The 22,219-nt window shown below is 75.2% G+C and carries 18 protein-coding genes; 11 read left to right on the top strand and 7 right to left on the bottom strand.

What is annotated here, in order from left to right:
- Positions 1-34 precede the first annotated feature (34 nt).
- Together AC07A6_RS02685 and AC07A6_RS02680 are read left to right on the top strand one after the other, a co-directional pair.
- The gene (locus tag AC07A6_RS02685) at positions 35-706 is read left to right on the top strand and encodes a DUF4097 family beta strand repeat-containing protein (protein ID WP_478775775.1); all 672 of its coding nucleotides are present in this window, start codon (positions 35-37) and stop codon (positions 704-706) included.
- A 64-nt stretch (positions 707-770) separates the two neighbouring features.
- The gene (locus tag AC07A6_RS02680; protein WP_478775774.1) at positions 771-3,047 is read left to right on the top strand and encodes a S9 family peptidase; all 2,277 of its coding nucleotides are present in this window, start codon (positions 771-773) and stop codon (positions 3,045-3,047) included.
- A 92-nt stretch (positions 3,048-3,139) separates the two neighbouring features.
- Here the strand turns inward: AC07A6_RS02680 and AC07A6_RS02675 are convergent, their stop codons facing one another.
- Positions 3,140-3,520 (bottom strand): VOC family protein, encoded by a 381-nt coding sequence (locus AC07A6_RS02675; RefSeq protein ID WP_386275648.1) that lies wholly within the window; start codon positions 3,518-3,520, stop codon positions 3,140-3,142.
- Positions 3,521-3,775: 255 nt separating this feature from the next.
- Between AC07A6_RS02675 and AC07A6_RS02670 the strand changes: the two genes are divergently transcribed.
- The gene (locus AC07A6_RS02670) at positions 3,776-4,723 is read left to right on the top strand and encodes an aldo/keto reductase (RefSeq protein WP_362458026.1); all 948 of its coding nucleotides are present in this window, start codon (positions 3,776-3,778) and stop codon (positions 4,721-4,723) included.
- The gene (locus tag AC07A6_RS02665) at positions 4,720-5,694 is read left to right on the top strand and encodes a D-2-hydroxyacid dehydrogenase family protein (RefSeq protein WP_362458023.1); all 975 of its coding nucleotides are present in this window, start codon (positions 4,720-4,722) and stop codon (positions 5,692-5,694) included. Before AC07A6_RS02670 ends, AC07A6_RS02665 begins: the two co-directional genes overlap by 4 nt.
- A 20-nt stretch (positions 5,695-5,714) precedes the next feature.
- Here the strand turns inward: AC07A6_RS02665 and AC07A6_RS02660 are convergent, their stop codons facing one another.
- Together AC07A6_RS02660 and AC07A6_RS02655 are read right to left on the bottom strand one after the other, a co-directional pair.
- Entirely contained in the window at positions 5,715-6,605 is an 891-nt protein-coding gene (locus AC07A6_RS02660; RefSeq protein WP_478775773.1) for an ABC transporter permease, read from the bottom strand.
- The gene (locus AC07A6_RS02655; protein ID WP_478775772.1) at positions 6,602-9,358 is read right to left on the bottom strand and encodes an alpha/beta fold hydrolase; all 2,757 of its coding nucleotides are present in this window, start codon (positions 9,356-9,358) and stop codon (positions 6,602-6,604) included. Before AC07A6_RS02655 ends, AC07A6_RS02660 begins: the two co-directional genes overlap by 4 nt.
- Before the next feature lie 167 nt (positions 9,359-9,525).
- Here AC07A6_RS02655 and AC07A6_RS02650 point away from each other — a divergent pair, with 167 nt between their 5' ends.
- The 3 genes from AC07A6_RS02650 (at position 9,526) to AC07A6_RS02640 (ending at position 12,093) form a co-directional block, all read left to right on the top strand.
- Positions 9,526-11,064 carry an ATP-dependent DNA ligase gene (locus AC07A6_RS02650; protein ID WP_478775771.1) on the top strand — a complete coding sequence of 513 codons (1,539 nt, stop codon included), beginning with the start codon at positions 9,526-9,528 and terminating at the stop codon, positions 11,062-11,064.
- A gap of 79 nt (positions 11,065-11,143) precedes the next feature.
- On the top strand, positions 11,144-11,818 hold the full coding sequence (locus AC07A6_RS02645; RefSeq protein ID WP_478775770.1) for a helix-turn-helix domain-containing protein: 675 nt from the start codon (positions 11,144-11,146) through the stop codon (positions 11,816-11,818).
- Between the two features lie 68 nt (positions 11,819-11,886).
- On the top strand, positions 11,887-12,093 hold the full coding sequence (locus AC07A6_RS02640) for a DUF6126 family protein (protein WP_478775769.1): 207 nt from the start codon (positions 11,887-11,889) through the stop codon (positions 12,091-12,093).
- Here AC07A6_RS02640 and AC07A6_RS02635 read toward each other — a convergent pair.
- Entirely contained in the window at positions 12,057-12,722 is a 666-nt protein-coding gene (locus AC07A6_RS02635; RefSeq protein ID WP_478775768.1) for a DUF6629 family protein, read from the bottom strand. The genes AC07A6_RS02640 and AC07A6_RS02635 overlap by 37 nt on opposite strands.
- A 16-nt stretch (positions 12,723-12,738) precedes the next feature.
- Entirely contained in the window at positions 12,739-14,358 is a 1,620-nt protein-coding gene (locus AC07A6_RS02630) for a DHA2 family efflux MFS transporter permease subunit (protein ID WP_478775767.1), read from the bottom strand.
- A gap of 228 nt (positions 14,359-14,586) precedes the next feature.
- Here AC07A6_RS02630 and AC07A6_RS02625 point away from each other — a divergent pair, with 228 nt between their 5' ends.
- The 4 genes from AC07A6_RS02625 (at position 14,587) to AC07A6_RS02610 (ending at position 20,146) form a co-directional block, all read left to right on the top strand.
- Positions 14,587-18,153 (top strand): S8 family serine peptidase, encoded by a 3,567-nt coding sequence (locus AC07A6_RS02625; RefSeq protein ID WP_478775766.1) that lies wholly within the window; start codon positions 14,587-14,589, stop codon positions 18,151-18,153.
- A 121-nt stretch (positions 18,154-18,274) separates the two neighbouring features.
- Positions 18,275-19,165 (top strand): serine hydrolase domain-containing protein, encoded by an 891-nt coding sequence (locus AC07A6_RS02620; protein ID WP_478775765.1) that lies wholly within the window; start codon positions 18,275-18,277, stop codon positions 19,163-19,165.
- Positions 19,166-19,202: 37 nt separating this feature from the next.
- Complete coding sequence (locus AC07A6_RS02615) at positions 19,203-19,907, top strand: hypothetical protein (protein WP_362457996.1); 705 nt, start codon at positions 19,203-19,205, stop codon at positions 19,905-19,907.
- Positions 19,904-20,146 carry a hypothetical protein gene (locus tag AC07A6_RS02610; protein WP_125819066.1) on the top strand — a complete coding sequence of 81 codons (243 nt, stop codon included), beginning with the start codon at positions 19,904-19,906 and terminating at the stop codon, positions 20,144-20,146. Before AC07A6_RS02615 ends, AC07A6_RS02610 begins: the two co-directional genes overlap by 4 nt.
- 27 nt (positions 20,147-20,173) lie before the next feature.
- Here AC07A6_RS02610 and AC07A6_RS02605 read toward each other — a convergent pair whose 3' ends face one another.
- Positions 20,174-21,571 (bottom strand): GntT/GntP/DsdX family permease, encoded by a 1,398-nt coding sequence (locus tag AC07A6_RS02605; RefSeq protein WP_478775764.1) that lies wholly within the window; start codon positions 21,569-21,571, stop codon positions 20,174-20,176.
- An 11-nt stretch (positions 21,572-21,582) separates the two neighbouring features.
- Positions 21,583-22,071 carry a gluconokinase gene (locus tag AC07A6_RS02600; protein WP_478775842.1) on the bottom strand — a complete coding sequence of 163 codons (489 nt, stop codon included), beginning with the start codon at positions 22,069-22,071 and terminating at the stop codon, positions 21,583-21,585.
- Positions 22,072-22,219 lie beyond the last annotated feature (148 nt).

Genomic DNA, 22,219 nt, shown 5'->3' with positions numbered 1-22,219 from the left:
CGTCACCCGCAACAACGAGCTGAAGGAGAACACCATGCAGAAGTTCGACACCCCCGGCGCACCGGCCGCCGTCCTGGACGTCCCCGCGGGCCGCATCCGGTTCGTCGCCGCAGACAGGACCGACACCACCGTCGAGGTCCTGCCCGCGGATGCCTCCAAGGCCCGCGACGTCCGCGCGGCGGAGCAGACCACCGTCGTGTACGGCGACGGCGTCCTGCGGATCACGGCCCCCGCGGTGGAGAACAAGGTCCTCGGCAACTCCGGATCCGTGGAGGTGACCGTCCACCTGCCCGCCGGCTCCCGCGTCGAGGCGAGGACGGCCGCTGCCGAGCTCCACGGCACCGGACGGCTCGGCGACGTCGACTTCGAGGCAGCACAGGGCACGGTCGAGCTCGCCGAGACCGCGGGCGCCCGCCTCGTGCTCCAGGCCGGCGACGTCTCCGTCGGCCGCCTGGGCGGCTCCGCCCACATCAGCACCCGGAAGGGCGACATCAGCATCACCGAGGCCGTGACCGGCACGGTCACCCTCACCACGGAGCACGGCGAGATCTCCGTGGGCGCCGCCCACGGGGTGTCCGCCTCCCTGGACGCCGGCACCGGCCACGGCCGGATCCACAACTCGCTCGGCAACACCGACGGTGCCGACGCCGGCCTGAAGATCCACGCGACCACCTCCTACGGCGACATCACCGCCCGCAGCCTCTGACCCCGGCCGCGCCATCCCCGGCCGCGCCATCCCCGACACGAGAACCCACGAAGGAACGAGAACGATGAGCACCACGCAGGACTACCAGGCCGCCGAGCAGCTGCTGCGCCGGGTCGCAGCCCCGGGCGAGCTGGTGACCGGCGACAAGGTCAGGCCGCAGTGGACCGACGGGGGCACCCGCTTCTGGTACGCGGTGAACAGCGGCGCCGGCAAGCGGTTCGTCCTGGCCGACCCGGCAGCCGGCACCCGCGAGCCCGCCTTCGACCACGCCCGGCTGGCCGCCGCACTGGCCGCGGCCTCGGGCCTGCACGCCGACCCCGGGGCACTGCCCTTCACGGGCATCGCCCTGCTCGGCAACGCCGTCGAGTTCGACGCGTTCGGCGAGTACTGGCGCTGCGACCTGGACGCGTACACCTGCGAGCGGGCCGAGTTCACGCCGCCCGGCAACCCGCTGGAGGTGACGTCGCCCGACGGGAAGACCGCCGTCCACCGCCAGGGCCACGACCTGTGGGCCCGCTCGCTGTCCGACGGCAGCCAGTGGGCGCTGACCACCGACGGCGCTCCCGGCCACCAGTACGGCACCGGCCCGGAATGCACCGCCAACAGCACCCTGCTGCGCAAGATAGGCCTGCCGTACCTGCCGCCCGCGGTGGTCTGGTCGCCCGACTCCACCAAGGTCCTCACCCACCGCACCGACGAGCGCGAGGTCCGCGAGACGCACCTGATCGAGGCCAGGCCCGCGGACGGCGGCGCGCCGCGTACGCACACCCAGCGGTTCGCCCACCCCGGCGACGAGCACGTACCGCGGGCCGAACTGGTCGTGCTGGACGTCGCCACGGGCACGGTGGTCCGCGCGCAGGCCGAGCCCCTGTTCATGCCGGTGATGTCGCCCGTCGCCGCGCAGTGGGCGTGGTGGGCCGCGGACGGCTCGGCCGTGTACTACCTCAGCCGGCCCCGCGACCAGCGCACGCTCACCCTGCACCGGCTGGACCCCGCCACCGGCGAGGTCACCACCGTGCTCAGCGAGACCGGCGCCACCCGGGTGGAGCCCAACCAGTGGGCGTACGAGCCGCCGATCGTACGGGTGCTGACCGACGAGGTGCTGTGGTACTCGCAGCGGGACGGCTGGGGCCACCTGTACCGGTACGACCTGCACACCGGGGCCCTGCTCGGACAGGTCACCTCCGGGGAATGGGCGGTGCGGCAGATCCTGCACGTCGACGAGGCCCGGCGGACGGTGTACTTCACCGCCTCCGGACTGGTCGACGAGGACCCGTACCGGCGCACCGTGTGCCGGGCCGGCCTCGACGGTTCCGGCTTCGCCAAGGTCACGGACGACGCCCTGGACCACGTCGCCACCCTGCCGGGCGACCGGGCGTACTTCATCGACTCCGCGTCCACGGTCGACACCCCGCCCGTGACGACGGTCCGCGACTGGACCGGGAAGGTGCTCGTCGAGCTGGAGCGCGCCGACGTCACTGGGCTCGCCGCCACCGGCTGGACGCCGCCGGAGCGGTTCCGCGTCAAGGCCGCCGACGGGGAGACGGACCTCTACGGGGTGTTGTACCTGCCGCGGGGCTTCGACCCCGCCCGGCGCTACCCGGTCGTCGACAACGTCTACCCGGGCCCGCAGGTCACCCGCGTCACCCCCTCCTTCGACCCCGGCGGGATGGGCATCGACGCGGAGCCCCTCGCCGCGCTGGGCTTCGTCGTGGTGGCCCTCGACGGACGGGGCACCCCGGGACGGAGCAAGGCCTTCCACGACGCCTCCTCCGGCCGCCTGGCCGACGCGGGCAACCTGGCCGACCACGTTGCCGCGCTGCGGCAGCTCGCCGAGGCCCGGCCGTGGATGGACCTGGACCGGGTGGGCGTGTTCGGCCACTCCGGGGGCGGGTTCGCCGCCGCCCGCGCGATGCTGGACTTCCCCGAGGTCTACAGCGCGGGGGTCGCCCTCTCCGGCTCGCACGACGCCCGCCACTTCAACGCCGGCTTCGTGGAGAGCTACGACGGCGCGGACAACCCCGAGGCCTGGGCCCGCACTTCCAGCGTCGACCTCGCCGACCGCCTGGCGGGCAGGCTCCTGCTGATCCACGGCGAGATGGACGACCAGGTCCATCCCGAGCAGACGCTCCGCCTGGCCGACCGGCTCATTGCCGCCGGCAAGGACTTCGAGCTGTTCATCGTGCCGGGCGCCGAGCACACGTTCATCGACCACCTGGCCTACGTCCGCACCCGCTGCTGGGACTTCCTGGTGCGCGAGCTGATGGGCGAACAGCCCCCCGCCCACCGCCCGGCACCGATCCCGATCGGCCCCGAGCTGCTCGCGGACCTCTTCGGCTGAGCCGCTCCGGCCCGGCCCGCTCCGGCCCGGCCCGCTCCGGCCCGGCCCGGCCCGCTCCGGCCCGGCCCGTGAGGGCCGGGCCGGAGGCCGTACTAGCCGCCGTACGGGCGGGTGATGATCTCCATCGCGTGCCCGGCGGGATCCATGAAGTACACCCCGCGGCCCCCGTCGTTGTGGTTGATCTCGCCCGGGTGCTTGCGGTGCGGGTCGGCGAAGTACTCGACCCCCGAAGCCCGGATCTTCTCGAAGGCGGAGTCGAACTCCTCCTCCGAGATCAGGAACGCGTAGTGCTGCGGCGTGATGGACTCGGCCGGAACGGTCGCGAAGTCCAGGGTCACGCCGTTGGCGGTGGACACGGGGACGAACGGGCCCCACTCAGGGCCGACTTCGAGACCGAGGACGTCCGCGAGGAAAGCGGCGGACACCTTGTTGTCGAGGGAATGGACGATCGTGTGGTTCAGCTGGACCGACATGGGTGAATGCCTCCGAAAGGCAGTCACGGCACCTCCATGCCTCACCCGGTCGGTGACCGACACGCGATGCCGTCGCCTTGATCCTAAACAGCCCGTCCCGGTGCGGTCCACCCCTTTCGCGCCATGTGCGCACCGTCCCGGCCGCGGCCGGCACACACGGTTCACGCCCGCGGGCGGCGGCCCGGTACGACAGACCAACCGGTCTGCCTAGACTGCGCGGTGGCCCCACCGCACGAGTACGGAGGAACAACCCGCATGCGCTACGTCCCCCTCGGCACCTCAGGGCTGAAGGTCTCCGCCGTCGGCCTCGGCTGCAACAACTTCGGCGGCCGCCTCGACGCCCGGGCCACCCGCGCCGTCGTCGACGCCGCCCTCGACTCCGGGATCACCCTCCTCGACACCGCCGACATCTACGGCGGCCGGGGCGGCTCCGAGACCCACCTCGGCCAGGCCCTCAAGGGCCGCCGCGACCAGGTCGTCCTCGCCACCAAGTTCGGCTACGACGGCGTCGACATGGGATACGGCCCCGCCGCCGGATCCCGCGGCGGCCGCGCCTACATCCGGCGCGCCGTCGAGGAGTCCCTGCGCCGCCTGGACACCGACCACATCGACCTCTATCAGCTGCACAGCCCCGACCCGGCCACGCCCGTCGCCGAAACCCTCGCCGCCCTCACCGAACTCGTCACCGAGGGCAAGATCCGCTACATCGGGCACTCCAACCTCAGCGGCTGGCAGCTCGCCGAAGCCGCCCACACCGCCCGCGAGACCGGCGCCGTGCCCTTCGTCTCCGCACAGAACGAGTGGTCGCTGCTCCAGCGCTCCGCCGAGCGGGAACTGGTCCCCGCCGCCCGCCACTACGGCCTCGGCGTCCTCCCGTACTTCCCGCTGGCCAACGGCCTCCTCACCGGCAAGATCCGCCGGGGCGCCCCCGTCCCGGCCGGCTCCCGCCTCGAAGGCCGGGACTCCTACCTCACCGAGGAGCGCCTCGACACCGTCGAAGCGCTGGCCGCCATCGCCGAGAAGCACGACCGCACCGTCCTGGAACTCGCCATCGGCTGGCTCTCCGCCCAGCCCGGCTGCTCCTCCGTCATCGCCGGCGCCACCTCGCCCGAGCAGGTCCGCGCCAACGCGGCCGCCGCCGGCCGGCCCCTGGAGCCGGAACTGCTGGCCGAGATCGACGAGGCCGCGCAGGCCCACGCATGAGCGCCCCGCTGCGCTGCGCGGTCCTCGACGACTTCCAGCGGGCGGCCACCACCCTGGCCGACTGGTCCCCGGTCACCGGCCGGGGCGTCGAGGTCGTCACGTACGACGACCACCTCGACGACGAGGACGAACTGGCGGCCCGGCTGGCCGGCTTCGACATCGTCGTCACCCTGCGCGAACGCGTCCCCTTCCCCGCGAGCCTGCTGGAACGGCTGCCGCGGCTGCGCCTCCTCGTCGCCAGCGGCATGCGCAACTCGGTCATCGACCACGCCGCCGCCCGGCGCGCCGGCGTCACCGTCTGCGGCACCGCCAGCTCCTCCACCCCGCCCGTCGAGCTGACCTGGGCCCTGCTGCTCGGCCTGGCGCGCGGGCTGGTCACGGAGAACACCGCCCTGCGCGAGGGCGGCCCCTGGCAGCAGACCGTCGGCGCCGACCTGCACGGCCGCACCCTCGGTCTGCTCGGCCTCGGCAAGACCGGCAGCCGCGTCGCCCGGATCGGGCTCGCCTTCGGCATGCGGGTCACGGCCTGGAGCGCCAACCTCACCAAGGAACGCGCCGACGCGGAAGGGGCGGAGCTCGCCCCGTCCAAGGAGGCACTGCTGGCGGACAGCGACTTCGTCTCCGTCCACCTCGCCCTCGGCGACCGCACCCGGGGCCTGATCGGCGCGGCCGAACTGGAGCTGATGCGCCCGACCGCCTACCTGGTCAACACCTCCCGCGCCGCCATCGTCGACCAGGACGCACTGCTCGACGCCCTGCGCGCCGGCCGCATCGCCGGAGCCGGCCTCGACGTCTTCGACACCGAGCCGCTGCCCCCGCACCACCCGCTGCGCACGGCCCCGAGGCTGCTCGCGACCCCGCACCTCGGCTACGTCACCCGGGCCAACTACGCCACCTACTACGGCGAAGCCGTCGAGGACGTCCTGGCCTTCCTCGACGGCTCACCCGTACGCGTGCTCGGCGGGGCCTGAACCCCCGGGGGTTCCTCCCGTCAGGACGTGACGTCCTTGCGGGAGAACCCCCGGAACGCGAGCGCGAACAGCACCACGGCGTACGACACCGACACCACCACGCCCTTGACCATCCCGCCCCACTCCAGCTGCGGCTGCAGGGCGTCCGCCCAGGCGAACTGCCAGTGGGCCGGCAGGAAGTCGCGCCACGACCCGAGGGCCGTCACCGCGTCCAGCACGTTCCCCACGATCGTGAGACCGACCGCCCCGCCCACCGCGCCGAGCGGCGCGTCCGTCCGCGTCGACAGCCAGAACGCCAGTCCGGCCGTCACCAGCTGCGACACGAACACGAACGCCACCGCCAGCGCCAGCCGCGGCACCGAGTCACCGGCGGCCAGCTCCCCGCCCGTCGGGAGCCGCAGCGGCCCCCAGCCGTACGCGGCCGTGCCCGCCGCCAGGGCCACCACCGGCAGCAGCACGATCGCCGCCAGGCTGAACCCCAGCGCCACCACCAGCTTGCTCCACAGCAGCCGGGCCCTCGGCACCGGCGAGGCCAGCAGGTACCGCAGCGAGGACCAGCTGGCCTCCGAGGCCACCGTGTCCCCGCAGAACAGCGCCACCGGCACCACCAGCAGGAACCCGGCCGACACGAACAGGCAGGTCACCGCGAAGTTCGCGCCGGAGGCCGTCGCCGTGTCGATCAGGCTGATCCGGCCCTCGGCGCCACCGCCCCCGCCGCGCCCGCCGTCCGGGCCGCCGCCCACCGCGAACGCGATGATCATCACGAACGGCAGGGCGGCCAGCACCCCGCCCATCACCATCGTCCGCCGCCTGCGCCACTGCCGCAGCGCCTCCACCCGCAGCGGCAGCGTCCGCCCCGCCCGGTAGCCGGGCGCGGTCTCCCGCACCCGGGTCTCCTCCACGGCGCTCATGCCGTACCTCCGATCAGGGTGAGGAAGGCGTCCTCCAGCCGCCGGTGCGGCCCCACCGCCGCCACCGGCAGCTCCAGCCGCACGAGTTCGCCGATCAGCGCCGCGGGCGAGGCGCCGTCGAGCCGGACGAGCAGCCCCTCGTCGCAGCGCACCGCGGAGGCCACGCCCTCCAGGGCGGCGACCTTCCCCACCGTCACCTCGTCCACCGGCTCCGCCAGGGTCACCAGCAGGGTGTCCCCGCCGCCGGTGATCTCGGCGACCTCGCCGGCCCGCACGAGCCGCCCGCGGTCCATGACCACCAGGTGCGTGCAGGACTGCTCCACCTCCGACAGCAGGTGGCTGGAGACGATGACCGTCCGCCCGCCGGCGGCGTAGCGGATCATCACGTCCCGCATCTCCCGGATCTGCGGCGGGTCCAGACCGTTCGTCGGCTCGTCGAGGATCAGCAGGTCCGGCATCCCCAGCATGGCCTGCGCGATCGCGAGCCGCTGGCGCATGCCCTGCGAGTACGTGCGCACCGCCCGCTCCAGGGCGTCGCCGAGCCCGGCGATCTCCAGGGCCTCCGCCATGTGCGCGTCCTCGACGGGACGGCCCGTGGCCTGCCAGTACAGCTCCAGGTTGGTCCGGCCCGTCAGGTGCGGCAGGAAGCCGGCGCCCTCCACGAACGCCCCCACCCGCGACAGCACCGGGGAGCCGGGCCGGATCGGATGCCCGAACACCCGGATCTCCCCGGCGTCCGGCGTGATCAGGCCCATCAGCATCCGCAGGGTCGTGGTCTTCCCCGCGCCGTTGGGCCCGAGCAGGCCCAGGACCTGGCCCTTCTCCACCCGGAAGGACAAGTCCCGCACGGCGTAGCGGTCCTGTGCCTTCGCGTACCGCTTCGTCAGCCCGGTGATGTCCAGTGGTACGTCGGCCAGTGCGGGTTCGGGCTGCGCTTCCCGCGCCCGCGTCCCCGCGCGGCCCCCGCCGGTCCGCCGGATCCCGAGGAGCCCCGCGGCCAGCGCCAGCGCGCCCAGCGGCATCCACCAGGTCCAGGCGGGCAGCCCGGCGGCCGCGGTCCGCACCCCGTCCGCGACGGGCACCCGCAGCGGGCCCTCCGCCGAGACGGTGTAGGAGGCCGGGGCGGCCGGGGAGGCGTAGCCGAGGTCGGTGGCGGCGACCACCAGCCGCAGCCGGTGCCCGGCCTGGACGGCGTGGTCGATCGACGGGAGCCGCAGCTCCACGCTCCGGCCCTGCCCGGCGTCCTCCACACGTACGGGCGCGACCAGCTGGGAAGGCAGCACCTGCTGCCGCCCGTCCGGCCCCACGTCGTACACCTTGCCGAACAGCACGGCCGAGCCGTCGGCAGCCGTCGACCTCACCTTCAGGGTGACGGTCGGCGAGCCGGTGACCCGTACCGCCTCGGTCAGCGGCTCCGACTCGAAGCGGGCGTTCTGCCCGGGGAAGTCCAGCGAGAGGCCGGTCCCGAGCGCGGCGAGCTGTCCGCCGACGCCGGGCAGCGAGGACAGCGACGGCGGCGCCCCGCCGGCCGGGTTGGCGAAGGTCTGCTCCCGGCCCGAGAGGGCGAAGCCGCGCGGAGCGGAGGCCAGTCCCGGGTAGCGCTCCCCGCTCGCGCCGCGCAGGGTCAGCCGCCCGTCGGTGGAGTCGAACCCGCCGGAGCGCGACACCCGGAACGCCGGGCCCGTGTCCGCCGCGGCGTCGTCCTTCAGGTAGCGGTCGAACCAGGCCGCCACCCGGGCCTGGACCCGGGCCTCCTCGCGCATGCCGCCGTCGTGCCCGCCGGCCGCCCAGTCCACGGCGACCGGGGCCCCGTTCGCGGCGATGGCCTTCGCCATGGCGTCGGCCTGGTCCAGCGGGAAGAGGGAGTCCTCCTGCCCCTGCACGATCAGCGCCGGCACCTTGATCCGGTCCGCCACGGCCGAGGGGCTGCGCCGCTCCAGCAGCTCGCGCGCCTCGGCGTCGGGCTTCCCGGCCACCGCGACGCGCTCGTACATGGCGCACAGCTGCGGCTCGAACCGTCCGCAGCCCGGCGCGCCGGCCGGTCCCGCCGGTCCCGCCGCCCCCGGCGCACCGGCGCCCGCGAGCTGCGCCTGCTGGAGGCCGCCCGCCGCGCCGGTGGTGAAGAAGATCCCGGCCCAGAGCTTCTTGAACACGCCCTGGGGGAAGAGGGAGTCGGCGAGGTTCCAGTACGTGATCTGCGGGGCGATCGCGTCCACCCGCCGGTCGTACCCGGCCGCCAGCAGGGCCACGGCCCCGCCGTAGGAGGCCCCGGCCACGCCCACGCGGGGGTCGCCGTCCGCGTCGAGCCGCACCTCGGGCCGCCGGGCCAGCGCGTCGACGAGCGCGGAGACGTCCTTGACCTCGTGCTCGGGGTCGTTCAGCCCGATCTTCCCGCCGGAGCGGCCGAAGCCGCGCGCCGACCAGGTCATGACGGCGTAGCCGTCCCGGGCCAGGCGCTCGGCCTGGGCGCGGACGTCTTCCTTGCTCCCGCCGAAGCCGTGCCCGAGGAGCACGGCGGGCCGCTTCGCCGAGGGGTCCCCGGAGGTGAAGAAGGAGGTGTCGATCCCGGCACCGGACGCGCCCGGACCCGGGGCGTCCAGCCCGGGCACCTGCACGAACCGGTCCTCGCGGCGCACGTCCGGCTCGTCCCCGGACGCGGCGGCCGTCCAGGAGCCGGCACCCGCCAGGACGGCGAGGGCGGCGGCGCCGGCGAGCAGGCGGTCCCGGGGCCGCCGGGGCAGTCGTAGCTTCATACGGGCACCCTAAAGCCCGTGATCGTCTTCCCCGAGCTCCCTCAGGGGGAGCTCCGCCCCTTCTCCAGGACTACCCGCGCGGACGGCCGTACCGCAGCCGCAGTAGACCGTGCTCCGCCGGTGGCGCGGGCCTGCGCCCGGGGGCGACCGGCGGGAGGATGGACGGCATGCTGCTCGCCGAGGTCGCACGCGTGTCCCGGGAGGTCGCCGGGACCTCCGCCCGCTCCCGGAAGACCGCCCTGCTCGCGGAGCTCTTCGCGGCCGCTCCCGCCGAGGAGGCCGCCCTGGTCATCGCCTACCTCTCCGGGCGGCTCCCGCAGGGCCGCCCCGGGGTCGGCTGGCGCACCCTGGCCCAGGACACCGCCCCCGCGGCGGAGCCGGCGCTCACCGTGACGGCCGTCGACGCCGCAGTCGCGGAGCTGGCCGCCGTGGCGGGGCCGGGGGCGCAGGCCGAACGCCGCCGGATCGTCGCCGGCCTGCTCGGCGCCGCCACCGCGGACGAACAGCGCTTCCTGCGCAGCCTGCTGTCCGGGGAGGTGCGCCAGGGCGCGCTGGACGCCGTCGCCCTGGAAGGGGCGGCCAAGGCCGCCGGGGTGCCGGCCGCCGAGCTGCGCCGGGCCGTGATGCTGGACGGCTCGCTGCCCCGGACGGCGGCGGCCGCGCTGGCCGGGGGCGCCGAGGCGCTGCGCGGGGTGACCCTGCGCATCGGGCAGCCCGTACAGCCCATGCTGGCCGGGACCGCGCGCTCCCTGGCCGACGCGCTGGCGGCGCTGGCCCCCTGCGCGGTGGAGGAGAAGCTCGACGGCATCCGGGTGCAGGTGCACCGGGACGGGGACGAGGTACGGATCCACACCCGCTCCCTCGACGAGATCACCGGGCGGCTGCCGGAGGTGGCCGAACTGGCCCGGAGCCTGCCCGGCGAGCGGTTCGTCCTCGACGGGGAGGTCATCGGGCAGGGGGCCGACGGGCGCCCGGTGCCCTTCCAGGAGATCGCGGGCCGGGTCGGCTCCCGGCTGGACGTGGCGGCGGCGCGCGAGGCCCTCCCGGTGACCGTCCACTTCTTCGACGTGCTGGCCCTCGGCGACGAGGTCCTGCTGGACCTGCCCGTCCGCGAGCGGTACGCGGCCCTGGCGGGGCTGGTCCCCGAGCCGGCCCGGGTGCGGCGGCTGGTGGTGGAGGACGCCGGGGCGGGGGCGGCCGCCGCCGAGGAGTTCTGGACGCGGACCCTGCGCCGGGGCCACGAGGGGGTCGTGGTCAAGGCCCTGGACTCCCCGTACGCGGCGGGCCGGCGCGGCAAGCAGTGGCTCAAGGTGAAGCCGGTGCACACCCTCGACCTGGTGGTGCTCGCCGCCGAACGGGGCCACGGCCGCCGCACCGGACTGCTGTCCAACCTGCACCTGGGCGCGCGGACCGCGGACGGCGGCCACGCCATGCTCGGCAAGACCTTCAAGGGGCTGACGGACGAGATGCTGCGCTGGCAGACCGCGCGGCTGCACGAGCTGGCGGTGGAGGACGACGGCTTCACCGTCCGGGTCAGGCCCGAACTGGTCGTGGAGATCGCCTACGACGGCCTCCAGCGCTCCCCGCGCTACCCGGCCGGGGTCGCCCTGCGCTTCGCCCGGGTCCTGCGGCACCGCCCTGACAAGAGGGCGGAGGAGGCCGACACGGTGGAGACCGTGCTGGAACAGGGCCGCCGGGACGGCTGAGGGGGAGCTCCGGGACAGCGGTTTTGCCTCAGAGGCAAGGAGGTTTGCCAGAAAGGCAAGGCTCTGGCTCAATCGGGGTATGACGCCCCGTTCCGAGGAACCAGACGGCACCGGCGGCGGTACCGGCAGCGGTACCGGCGGCGCGGCCCCCGAGGAGGCCCTCGCCGACGAGCTGCCCGCCGTCGCCCCGCAGCTGCGCGAACTGCGCCGGCGCGCCGGGCTCACGCTGGAGGCCGCCGCCGCGCGGGCCAGGCTCTCGCCCGCGCACCTGTCCCGGCTGGAGACCGGCCGCCGCCAGCCCTCGCTGCCGCTGCTGCTCGGGCTCGCCCGCACCTACGGTACGACCGTCTCGGAGCTGCTCGGCGAGACCCCCGCCGTCGCCGATCCCATCGTACGGGCCGGCGGCCCCGGGGCCCGCGAGGCCGACGGGTGGACGTACTGGCAGGCCGGCGGCTCCGGGCGGGGGATGCAGGCGCTGCGCGTGCACGTCCCGCACGGGCGCAGCCAGGGCGAGCTGGTGCGCGTGCACCCCGGGGAGGAGTGGCTGTACGTGCTCAGCGGGCGGCTCCGGCTGCACCTGGGGGAGGCCGAGCACCTGCTGGAGCCGGGGGACAGCGCGCACTTCGACTCGCTCACCCCGCACCGGATCGGAGCGGCCGGGCCGGGCGGGTGCGAGCTGCTGTTCGTCCACACCCTGCTGCAGAGCAGCCTCGCCGGGCTGTGCCTCGGCACCAAGACCACGCACCACCACTAGGGGGAGCCGCCACCGTGTCCGTTTCCGAGTCCCAGTCCCAGTCCCAGTCCGAGTCCCGAGGAGACCAGATGTCCAGCACCGCAGAGCAGGCCGCTCCGGACCAGGCGCAGGCGCAGGGCCAGGACCAGGAGCCCGCCCAGCGCACCATCCGCGAGCGCTTCGAGTCGAAGTTCCCGCGCGGTCTGATCATCAGGCTGATCGCGTACCTGTTCGTGGGCCACCTCTTCGCCTTCTTCGTCTACCTGCTCTTCGTCTTGGGCGGCCAGAACCAGTAGCCGCGGCCGCGCTCCGGGGCCCCCTCCGGGCGCCGTACCCAGCCCAGCACCAGCACCGAGGCCGCCGCCGCGAAGGCGCACCAGGTGGAGGCGAACTCCAGCCGCCACAGGGCCGCGCAGACCACCGCTCCGCCGGCCAGTACCGCCCCCAGCAGCCGCAGCGTCCGGTCCCCGGCGAGCAGCAGGGCGCCGAGGGTGGCGTACAGGTAGCCCGCCAGGACCAGCGGGGCCCAGGGGACGTCGACCCCGTAGCCGATCACCCGCCCCCGGACGGCGGCGTTCACCGGCCGCACGGCCAGGCAGTACGCGAGCACCGCGGCCGTCGCGAGCCCCGCGGCGGCCGGCCCGATCAGCCGGCGCCGGGACCCGGGCGTGGCGGCGAGCAGCACCCCGAGCGGCACCCACAGCGGCAGCACGGGCAGCGCGATCACCGCCCAGGCCGTGGTGGCCGGGCCGCAGCCGCCGCCCGAGCGCCAGACGGCGGCCTCGACCAGCTGGTGCGCGCCGAGCAGCAGCGGGAGCGCGGCGACGGGCAGGTCGCGGGCCCGCCGCGCGCGGGCCAGGCACACCACCCCGACGGCGGCCACGGCCGTGCCCGCCGTCAGGTCGGCGGCCGCGCTCCAGCACACCCGGATCCTCCCGGCGTCAGTGCGGGCCCTTGGCCGGATCCGGATCCGGATCCGTTGCCGAGGGGTGTTCCAGCGGCGGGGCGCCGATCGCGCAGTGCGTGCGGCACTCCGGGTGGCAGGCCCCGGGCACGGGGGAGCGTACGGTCGCCCAGGCGGTGGCGGCGCCCGCCACCAGGGCGCCCGCGCACCAGAGCACGGCCCGCCCGAAGGCGGAGTCGAAGGCCCCGGCGGACAGGTACGCGTCCGGGCCCATACCGGCCAGCAGCGGCAGCGCGGCCACCGCGAGCAGTCCGGCGGCCCGCGCGGCGGCGTTGTTGATCCCGCTCGCCAGGCCCGCCCGGCCGGCCGGCACGGAGGCCAGGACGGTCGCGGTTAGGGGGGCCACCAGGACGGTCATGCCCGCGCCCATCACCACCATGGCCGGCAGCACGTCCCGCAGGTACGAGGCGTCCGGGCCCACCCGCAGCATGAGCAGCGTCCCGGCCGCGCACAGCAGCGGCCCGACGGTGAGCGGCACGCGCGGCCCGATCCGCTCCCCGAGGGCTCCCGCCCGGGAGGACAGCAGCAGCATCAGGACGGTGGTGGGCAGCAGCGCGGCACCGGCGCCCAGGGCGGAGTAGCCGGACACCACCTGGAGCTGGAGGACGACGAGGAAGAAGAAGCCGCCGAAGGCCGCGTACACGAACAGGGTGACGAGGTTGACGGCGGTGAACTGCCGGGAGGCGAACATGTCCGGCGGCACCATCGGATCCGGCCGGTGCCGCTCCACGTACACGAACGCGGCCGCCAGCAGCACCCCGCCCACCGCCGCGCCGATGACCGGGGCCGCCGCCGACCGGGCCTCGATCAGGGCGTACGTCAGCAGGCCCAGCGCCGCCGCGCCCAGGACCGCGCCGAGCACGTCGAACCGCGCGCCCGCCGCAGGGTCCCGCGATTCCGGTACGTGCTTCAGGGCCACCGGCACGCACAGTGCGGCGAGCGGCACGTTCAGCAGGAACACCCACCGCCAGCCCGGCCCGTCCACCAGCCAGCCGCCGAGGAAGGGCCCCACGGCCGCGCCGACGCCGCCGAACCCCGACCACAGGCCCACCGCGCGGGCCCGGTCGTCCGCCCGGATCGAGCCCTGGATCAGCGCGAGGGAGCCGGGCGTCAGCAGCGCGCCGCCGACGCCCTGGAGGGCCCGGGCGGCGATCAGGACCCCGGCGTTCGGCGCGAGCCCGCACAGCAGCGAGCCCGCCGCGAACCACACCACGCCGAGCACGAAGACCCGGCGCCGGCCGAACCGGTCGCCGAGCGCCCCGCCCACCAGGATCAGCCCGGCGAGGGTCAGCAGGTAGGCGTTCACCGTCCACTGGAGCACGGCCAGGTCGGCGCCGAGGTCCCGCCCGATGCGCGGCAGCGCCACGTTGACCACGGTCGAGTCCAGCAGGGCCATGGCCGACCCGAGCACGGTGGCGAGCACGATCCACCGCCCCTGCGCGGAGCCGAGCGCGACCGCGGGCTCGGGGGCGGGCGAGGGCTCCGGGGCGGGCGCGGGGCCGGCCCCGGACGCCGGGACGGGCCCGGACGCCGGGACGGGACCGGACGCCGGGACGGGACCGGGCTCGGGCACCGGTCCGCCGGGCAGCGAGCTCATCCCCCCAGGCTGACGCGCCCGGGCCCGAAAGGCCACCGGGCGGGGCTCACCGGTGCGCGCACACCCGTCCGGACTCTTCCGTTCCGTGGCTCACGAGGCCCTCTTGTAATGCACATGGCACCTCCCAGAACATGACCCGCGCACTTCACGTACGCACTTCACGCACGGATTTCCCGCACGATCCGCACGATCTGCACGCGCCGCACACGGCGCAGGAGGAGACGACACGTGCCACAACGCAACCGACGACGTTCCTTACGCGCGGCGCTCGCCGCACTGAGCGCGGCCCTGCTCCTTCCGGTCGGCGCGGGCGTCGCCGCCGCCGCCCCGGAGCCCGGTCCCGTGCCCACCGCGGCCGAGCGCAAGCTCGAACCCGCACTCCGCGCCCAGTTCGACGGCTCCGAGAAGGCCGTCTTCTGGGTCTACCTGGACAGCGCCGCCGACCTGACCGCCGCGGGCCGGCAGCAGACCCGCGCCGCCAAGGCCGAAACGGTTCTGCGCACCAAGCGGGAGCACGCCTCGCGCACCCAGGCCGACGTGCGCAAGGCCCTGGACGCGGCCGGGGCGGAGTACACCTCGTACTGGATCGTCAACGCCGTCCGCGTCGTCGGAAGCCGCAAACTCGCCGGGACCCTCGCCGAGCGCCCCGAGGTCGCCCGCATCGACGCCGACGACAAGGTCACCCTCCCCGAGCCCGCCGAGGGCACCCGGGAGAAGACCGCCGCCGACGCCGTCGAATGGAACATCGACCGGATCAAGGCACCCCAGGTCTGGGAGCAGCTCGGCGTACGCGGCGAGGGCATCGTCGTCGCCAACATCGACAGCGGCGTCGACCACACCCACCCCGCCGTCAGCCGCCAGTACCGCGGCAGGAACGCGGACGGCACCTACGACCACAACCACAACTGGTTCGACCCGGCCGGGGTCTGCGCCGGCGCCGCGCCCTGCGACAACAACGACCACGGCACCCACACCATGGGCACGATGGTCGGCGACGACGGCGGCGCCAACAAGATCGGCGTCGCGCCCGGCGCCAAGTGGATCGCCGCGAAGGGCTGCGAGACCAACTCCTGCTCCGAGGCCTCCCTGCTCGCCTCCGGACAGTGGATCGTCGCCCCCACCGACCTGCACGGCCAGAACCCCCGCCCCGACCTCGCCCCGCACATCGTCAACAACTCCTGGGGCAGCGCCGCGCACGACGACTGGTACCAGCAGGTCGTGGACGCCTGGCGCGCCGCCGGGATCTTCCCCGCCTTCTCCAACGGCAACTCCGGCCCCGGCTGCGGCACCAGCGGCTCGCCCGGGGACTACGCCCGCTCCTACAGCTCCGGGGCCTTCGGCAGCGACGGCGCCATCGCCCCCTTCTCCTCCCGCGGCGCCGGCCCCGGCGGCATCGTCAAGCCGAACATCGCCGCCCCCGGAGTGAACGTCCGCTCCTCCGTCCCCGGCGGCGAGTACGCCTCCTTCTCCGGCACCTCCATGGCCTCCCCGCACACCGCCGCCACCGTGGCCCTGCTGTGGTCGGCCGCGCCCTCCCTCGCCGGTGACGTGGCGCAGACGGAAGCCCTCCTGGACGGCACCGCCCAGGACACGGACAACGGCCAGTGCGGCGGCACCGCCGCCGACAACAACGTCTTCGGCGAGGGCCGGCTCGACGCCCTGGCCGCGGTGAACTCCGCCCCGCGCGGCGCGGTCGGCGCGCTCGCCGGCACCGTCCGCGACGACGCCGGCGCACCCGTCGCGGGCGCCAAGGTCACCGCGCACGGCCCGATCGACCGGACCGCGACCACCGCCGCCGACGGCACCTACCGCTTCGGCGTCCTGTCCGCCGGCGCCTACGAGGTCACCGCCTCGAAGTTCGGCTACGGACAGCGGGCCGCGACCGCGACCGTCACCGAACAGGCCACCGCCACCGCCGACCTCACCCTGCCCCGGGCCGCCAGCGCCAGGCTCACCGGCACCGTCACCTCGCCGGCCGGGCCCGCCGCCGGAGCGGCCGTCACCATCGCGGACACCCCCGTGACCGCCACCACCGACGCACAGGGCCGCTTCGAGGTCACCCTGCCGCACGGCACCTACGACGTGACCGCCACCCACCCCGCCCGCTGCCTCACCGCCGGCACGGCCAAGGCCGCCGTCACCGCGGACACCACCGTCACCGTCGCCCTCCCCGAGCGCACCGACGGCTACGGCTACGCCTGCGCCGCGGACGGCGGCCGCCCGTACTCCGCCGGCGACCGGCGGCTCGCCCTGACCGGCGACAACACCACCGAGCGCGTCGACCTGCCCTTCCCGCTGCCGCTGTACGGGAAGACGTACGCGCAGGCCTGGATCGGCACCAACGGCACGGTCAGCCTCGGCGGCAACCACACCGGCGACGTCAACGGCGACATCCCGAGCGCGGCCACCCCCAACGCGGCCCTGTACCCCTTCTGGGACGACCTCGTGGTCGGCGCCGCCGACAGCGGATCGGGCGTCTTCACCGCCGTCACCGGCACCGCCCCGCACCGCAGCTACGTGATCGAGTGGCGCAAGGTCGCCCACTGGTCGGCACAGGCCGACACCTTCTCCTTCTCGGCGGCCATGGGCGAGGACGGCACCGTCACCTACTCCTACAAGGGGACCGGCGGCACCGGCCTCAAGGGCGGCTCCTCCGCCACCGTCGGCGTCGAGAACGCGGCCGGCACCGACGCCTTCAAGTACTCCTTCAACACCCCCGCCCTCACCGACGGCCTCTCGATCGCCTTCCGCACCACCCGCAGCGGAGTCGTCACCGGCCGGGTGCTCGACGCCAACGACGGGGGCGGCGTCCCCGGCGCCACCGTGACCGTCGGCAGCGGAGACTCGGCCGTCTCCGCCACCACCGCCGCCGACGGCGGGTACGTGGTCCAGAGCCCCTCGGGCGCCCGTACGGTCACCCTGGCCGCACCCTCCTACGAGACCGCCACCACCACCGCCGAGGTCAAGCCGGCCGACGTCACCGCGGTCAGCCAGTCGCTGCGCACCGGCCGGGTCACCGCCGCCGCACCGGCCGTGGAACTGGTCCTGCCCGCCGACCAGCGGCGCACCCGGACCCTGGAACTCGCCAACCCCGGCCTCACCACCGCCTACACGGTCGCCGAGGACGCGCCCTGGCTGACGGTGACCCCGGCCGAGGGGAACCTCCCGACCGGCGGCAAGGCCCCGCTCACGCTGACGGCGGACACCGCCGGGCTGGCCCCGGGCACCGTACTGAGCACCGGACTGCGGATCACCTCGGCCAGCGGCCGCACCCCCGTCCTCACCGTCCCCGTCAAGATCGTCGTACCGCGCTACCAGACCGCCGTGGACGCCGGCTCCGACCGGGCCGGCACGGACGCGGCCGGCGACGCCTGGTCCCCGGACCGCAAGTACACGGCCGGCTCGTACGGCTACCAGGGCAGCTCCTCCGTCCACTCCACCGGCCGCACCATCGCCGGCACCGAGGAGCAGCGGCTCTTCCGCAGCGCCCGCGAGGGCATGTACGAGTACCGCTTCGACAACGTCCCGAACGGCACCTACACCGTGGAGCTGGGCTTCGCCGAGCTCTCCACCACCCGGCCCGACAAGCGCGTCTTCGACGTCCTCGCCGAAGGGACCCAGATCCTGCCCTCCCTGGACATCGCCCTGGAGGCGGGCACCTACACCGCCCTGACCAGGACCTACACGGTCAAGGTCACCGACGGGGTGCTCAATCTCCGCTTCGTCACGCACAGCGGCTTCGGCAAGCCCCTGGTCAACTCCCTCCGGGTGACCGACCGCCCCGACAAGAACTAGCCGTCCAGCCGTGTCCGTACGCCGCCCGCCCCCGGCATTCGGGTGGCGGGCGGCGGCTCCGCCGGGACATCCCGGCCGGCGTGCCCGGCCGGTCCGGCGGGGCGACGTAGCGTGGCGGACCATGACGCCGCAGATCGAGGCACTCGTGAGCGCCGCCGGACCGGCCGCGCTCTGGGCGGTGGGATCGGCCGACGCCGTCCACGCCGCCCGCCCCGGCACCCCCGACGCGGACGACGGCGACGGCCGGGCCGACGGGGCCGACGGGGACGGAGACTGGGCCGCCCCGCTCGACGCCGGGGCCATGACCCCGCTCCTCGCGCTCTGGCCGGTCATCGGCGGCCTCGTCGCCCGGGGCGAGCTGACCCTGCACACCCCCCTCACCGCCTACGGGGAGACCGCCGCGGCGGGGCTGCCCGGCGGCACCACCACTCACCACCTGCTCACCCACTGCGACGGCCCGGCCCCCCTCGACGCCCTCACCCGCCTCGCCGAACACCTCACCGGCACCCCGCTGGCCGACTGCGCCCGCACCCGGGTCTGGGATCCCCTCGGCATGACCCGCACCCGCTTCGCCGGCGCCACCCTGCACACCTGCCCGGCCGACCTGGCCCGGTTCCTGCGCCACCTGCTCCCCGCCGCCGGCACCGCGAACACCGCTGGCACCGCGGACGCCGCCGGCACCGCGGACCCGGCGGACCCCGCGGATCCCGCCGATGCCGACGCCGAGCGGCCCGTCAGCCGTGCCTGGACCGCCGAGTCCCTGCGGATCCGCACCGGCGAACTCACCCCCGCGCGCGGCCTGCTCTGGCACCCCGCTCCCGCCGGGGTCTGGACCCACCACCCCCCGTCCGGCTCCGGCCCGGCCGTGTGGATCTCCCCCCGCCAGAACCGCTGGGCGCTGCTCGTCCCCGGCCCCGGGAGCGACGGCTCCGGCCCGCCGCGCGCGGCGTTCCGCGAGGCCGCGTTCGGGTCCGCTCCCGCGCGCGCCGCCCGCGGGGCGGACGTACGGTGATGCCGAAGTCACCGCACGCAGCCCCCGCGAGGAACCCATGTCCGACGCCGCGACCGCCCTGGCCACCGACCCGGACGCCGACACGCTCGACGCCCTGTGCCGGGACCTGGCCGAGGCCGCCGACGCCGTGGGCGAGGCCGCCCGGTACGCCTCCGGACTCGCCCTCGGACCCCGCCTGACCGCAGGGGCCCTCGTGGGCCGAGGCGGGAGCCGCCGCCGGGCCTGGCGCACCCTGCTGCGCACCCTCACCGACCCGGCCGGACTCGGCTGGGCCCCGCGCGGACGGGGGCTGGCCCGGGCCGGCTGGCTCGCCGGGATCCTGGGCGGCCGCGAGAGCCTCGCCGTCAGCACCGCCGTCTGCGGGCTCAAGGGCCGGATCCGCGCGGCGACCGCGGGCCGCCCCGAACTGCCGGCCGACCCGGACTGCGCCGCCCTGCTGAGGGCGGTCGCCGAGGACCGGCAGGCCGACGCGGCCCGCGCCTTCCGCACCCTGCTGCGCGAACGGGGCGCCCCGCGGGCCTTCACCCTGCTGGGCCCGGCGTTCGCGGACGTCCTGGCCTGGCACGCCCTGACCGACGAGAACCCCTTCAACGACCACGCGGGCTGGCAGGTGGCCACCGGCCGGGCCGTCACCCCCGAACCCCTGCTGGGCCTCGGCGCCGCCCTGCGGGCCTTCTGCGCCCGCAGCCCCGGCCCGGCGGAGCCCGCGCCCGCGGCCGCGAACCCCTGGAGGAGCCCGTGAGCGACTGCCCCCTGACGAGCCGCCCCGCCCCGGCGGACGGCCTGCGCACCCACTCCGCCGCCCTGCGCTCCCACGCCCGGCGGCTGCGGGCGGGGGCGGCCGCCCTGGAGTGGCGCGGCCGGGAGGCCGACGCGTACCGCGCCGAGGTCGCCGCCCTCGCCGACCGCTGCGCCCGCGCCGCCGCGGGCCTCGCCCTGGCGGCGGCGCAGCTGGAGGGCCCGCACGTCCGCCGCCGGTGAAGCCCGCGGCGGACGTGCGGCCGAGGCTCAGAGGACCAGCGACAGCAGCAGGACGAAGCCCAGCCCGCAGACCGAGATGACGGTCTCCATCACCGACCACGTCTTGAGGGTCTGTCCGACGCTCATCCCGAAGTACTCCTTGACCAGCCAGAACCCGGCGTCGTTGACATGGCTGAAGAAGAGCGAGCCCGCCCCGATCGCCAGGACCAGCAGCGCGGTCTCCGTGGTGGACATGCCCGCGGCGAGCGGCGCCACCAGCCCGGCCGCCGAGATGGTGGCGACCGTCGCCGAGCCCGTCGCCAGCCGGATGGCGACCGCGATCAGCCAGGCCAGCAGCAGGGCCGGCACGGACCAGTCCTTGGAGACGTCGAGGATCATCTGCCCCACGCCCGCGTCGATCAGCGTCTGCTTGAAGCCGCCGCCCGCGCCCACGATCAGCAGGATCCCGGCGATCGGCGCGAGGGACTTCTCGACCGTGGACGACAGCCGCTCCCGGGTGAACCCGGCCGCCCGGCCGAGGGTGAACATGCCGACCAGGACGGCGGCGAGCAGGGCGATCAGCGGGGAACCGACGACGTCGGCGACCTTCTGCACGGGGTCGGCCGGGTCGTCGACAACGATGTCGACCAATGCCTTGACCAGCATCAGCGCCACCGGCAGCAGCACCGTGAAGACCGTCGCCCCGAACCGGGGGCGGTGCGCGGCCTCCACCGGCGGGCGTTCGGGGGTCAGCGGTTCCGGCGCCGGGATGTCCACCCAGCGCGCCGCGTACCGGGAGAACAGCGGACCGGCGATGACCACCGTCGGGATCGCGACGAGCACCCCGAGCGCGAGGGTGACGCCCAGGTTCGCGTGCAGCGCGTCGACGGCGACCAGCGGGCCCGGGTGCGGCGGGATCAGCCCGTGCATCACCGACAGGCCGGCCAGCGCGGGCACGCCGATGCGCATCAGGGAGTAGCCGCCGCGCCGGGCGACCAGCAGCACCACCGGGATCAGCAGCACGATGCCGACCTCGAAGAAGAGCGGCAGCCCGATCACCGAGGCGATCAGCACCATCGCCCAGGGCATCGCCCGGCCCCGCGCGCGGGCCAGGATGGTGTCCACGATCTCGTCCGCGCCGCCCGAGTCGGCCAGCAGCCTGCCGAGGACCGCGCCGAGCGCGATGAGCACGCCGACCCCCGCGACCGTCGCGCCGAGCCCGGCGGTGAAGCTGGCGATCGTCTTGTTCAGCGGGGCGCCCGCGAAGGACCCGAGGGCGAGCGAACCGACCGTCAGGGCCAGGAAGGCGTGCATCTTGAGGCGGGTGATGAGCAGGACGATGACGGCGATGCCCGCGAGGACGGCGACGCCCAGCTGCGCGTCGCCCGCCGAGGTGATGGGTCCGGGGGCGGCCGCCGCCAGAGTCTCGACGCTGAGACCGGTCACGGTGGGGTTCCTCAACTCTCGAACGTTCGGAGGGCGGCCAGCGCCCGGTCGGTGATCTCCTCGGGCGTGCCGGCGACGTCGACGGCGAACCCGCGCTCGTCCGCACGGAGCGGTTCGAGCACGGCGAACTGGGAGTCCAGCAGGGAGGCGGGCATGAAGTGCCCCTTGCGGTCCGCCATGCGCCGCTCGATCAGCGGCCGGTCCCCGGTGAGGTGGACGAAGACGGCGTCCGGAGCGGCCGTGCGCAGCCGGTCGCGGTAGGAGTGCTTGAGGCAGGAGGCGGCGACCACGCCGCCACCGCCGGTACCGGCCCGGTCGCGGATCCACCCGCCGATCGCGTCCAGCCAGGGCCGGCGGTCGTCGTCGTCCAGCGGGACGCCGGCCGACATCTTGGCCACGTTGGCTGCCGGATGGAAGGCGTCGCCCTCCGCGTACGGGAGGCCGAGCGCCTCCGCGAGCAGCCGCCCGACGGTCGTCTTGCCGGTGCCGGCGACGCCCATCACCACAATGACGCGCTGGGAGCTCACGTCGTACCTCGCTGTCCTCGTTGCTGGAAGGACCACTGAAGCCTATTAAGTAGTACTTATTCAAGGATCCGGGGGTAAAACATCACACCTTTTGGCGCTCCGGGCGTCACCGTACGCTTAC

The organism is Streptomyces sp. NPDC044002 (assembly GCF_056434525.1).
The sequence above is the reverse complement of the archived record's forward strand: the minus strand, read 5'-3'. Positions and strand labels throughout refer to the sequence as shown.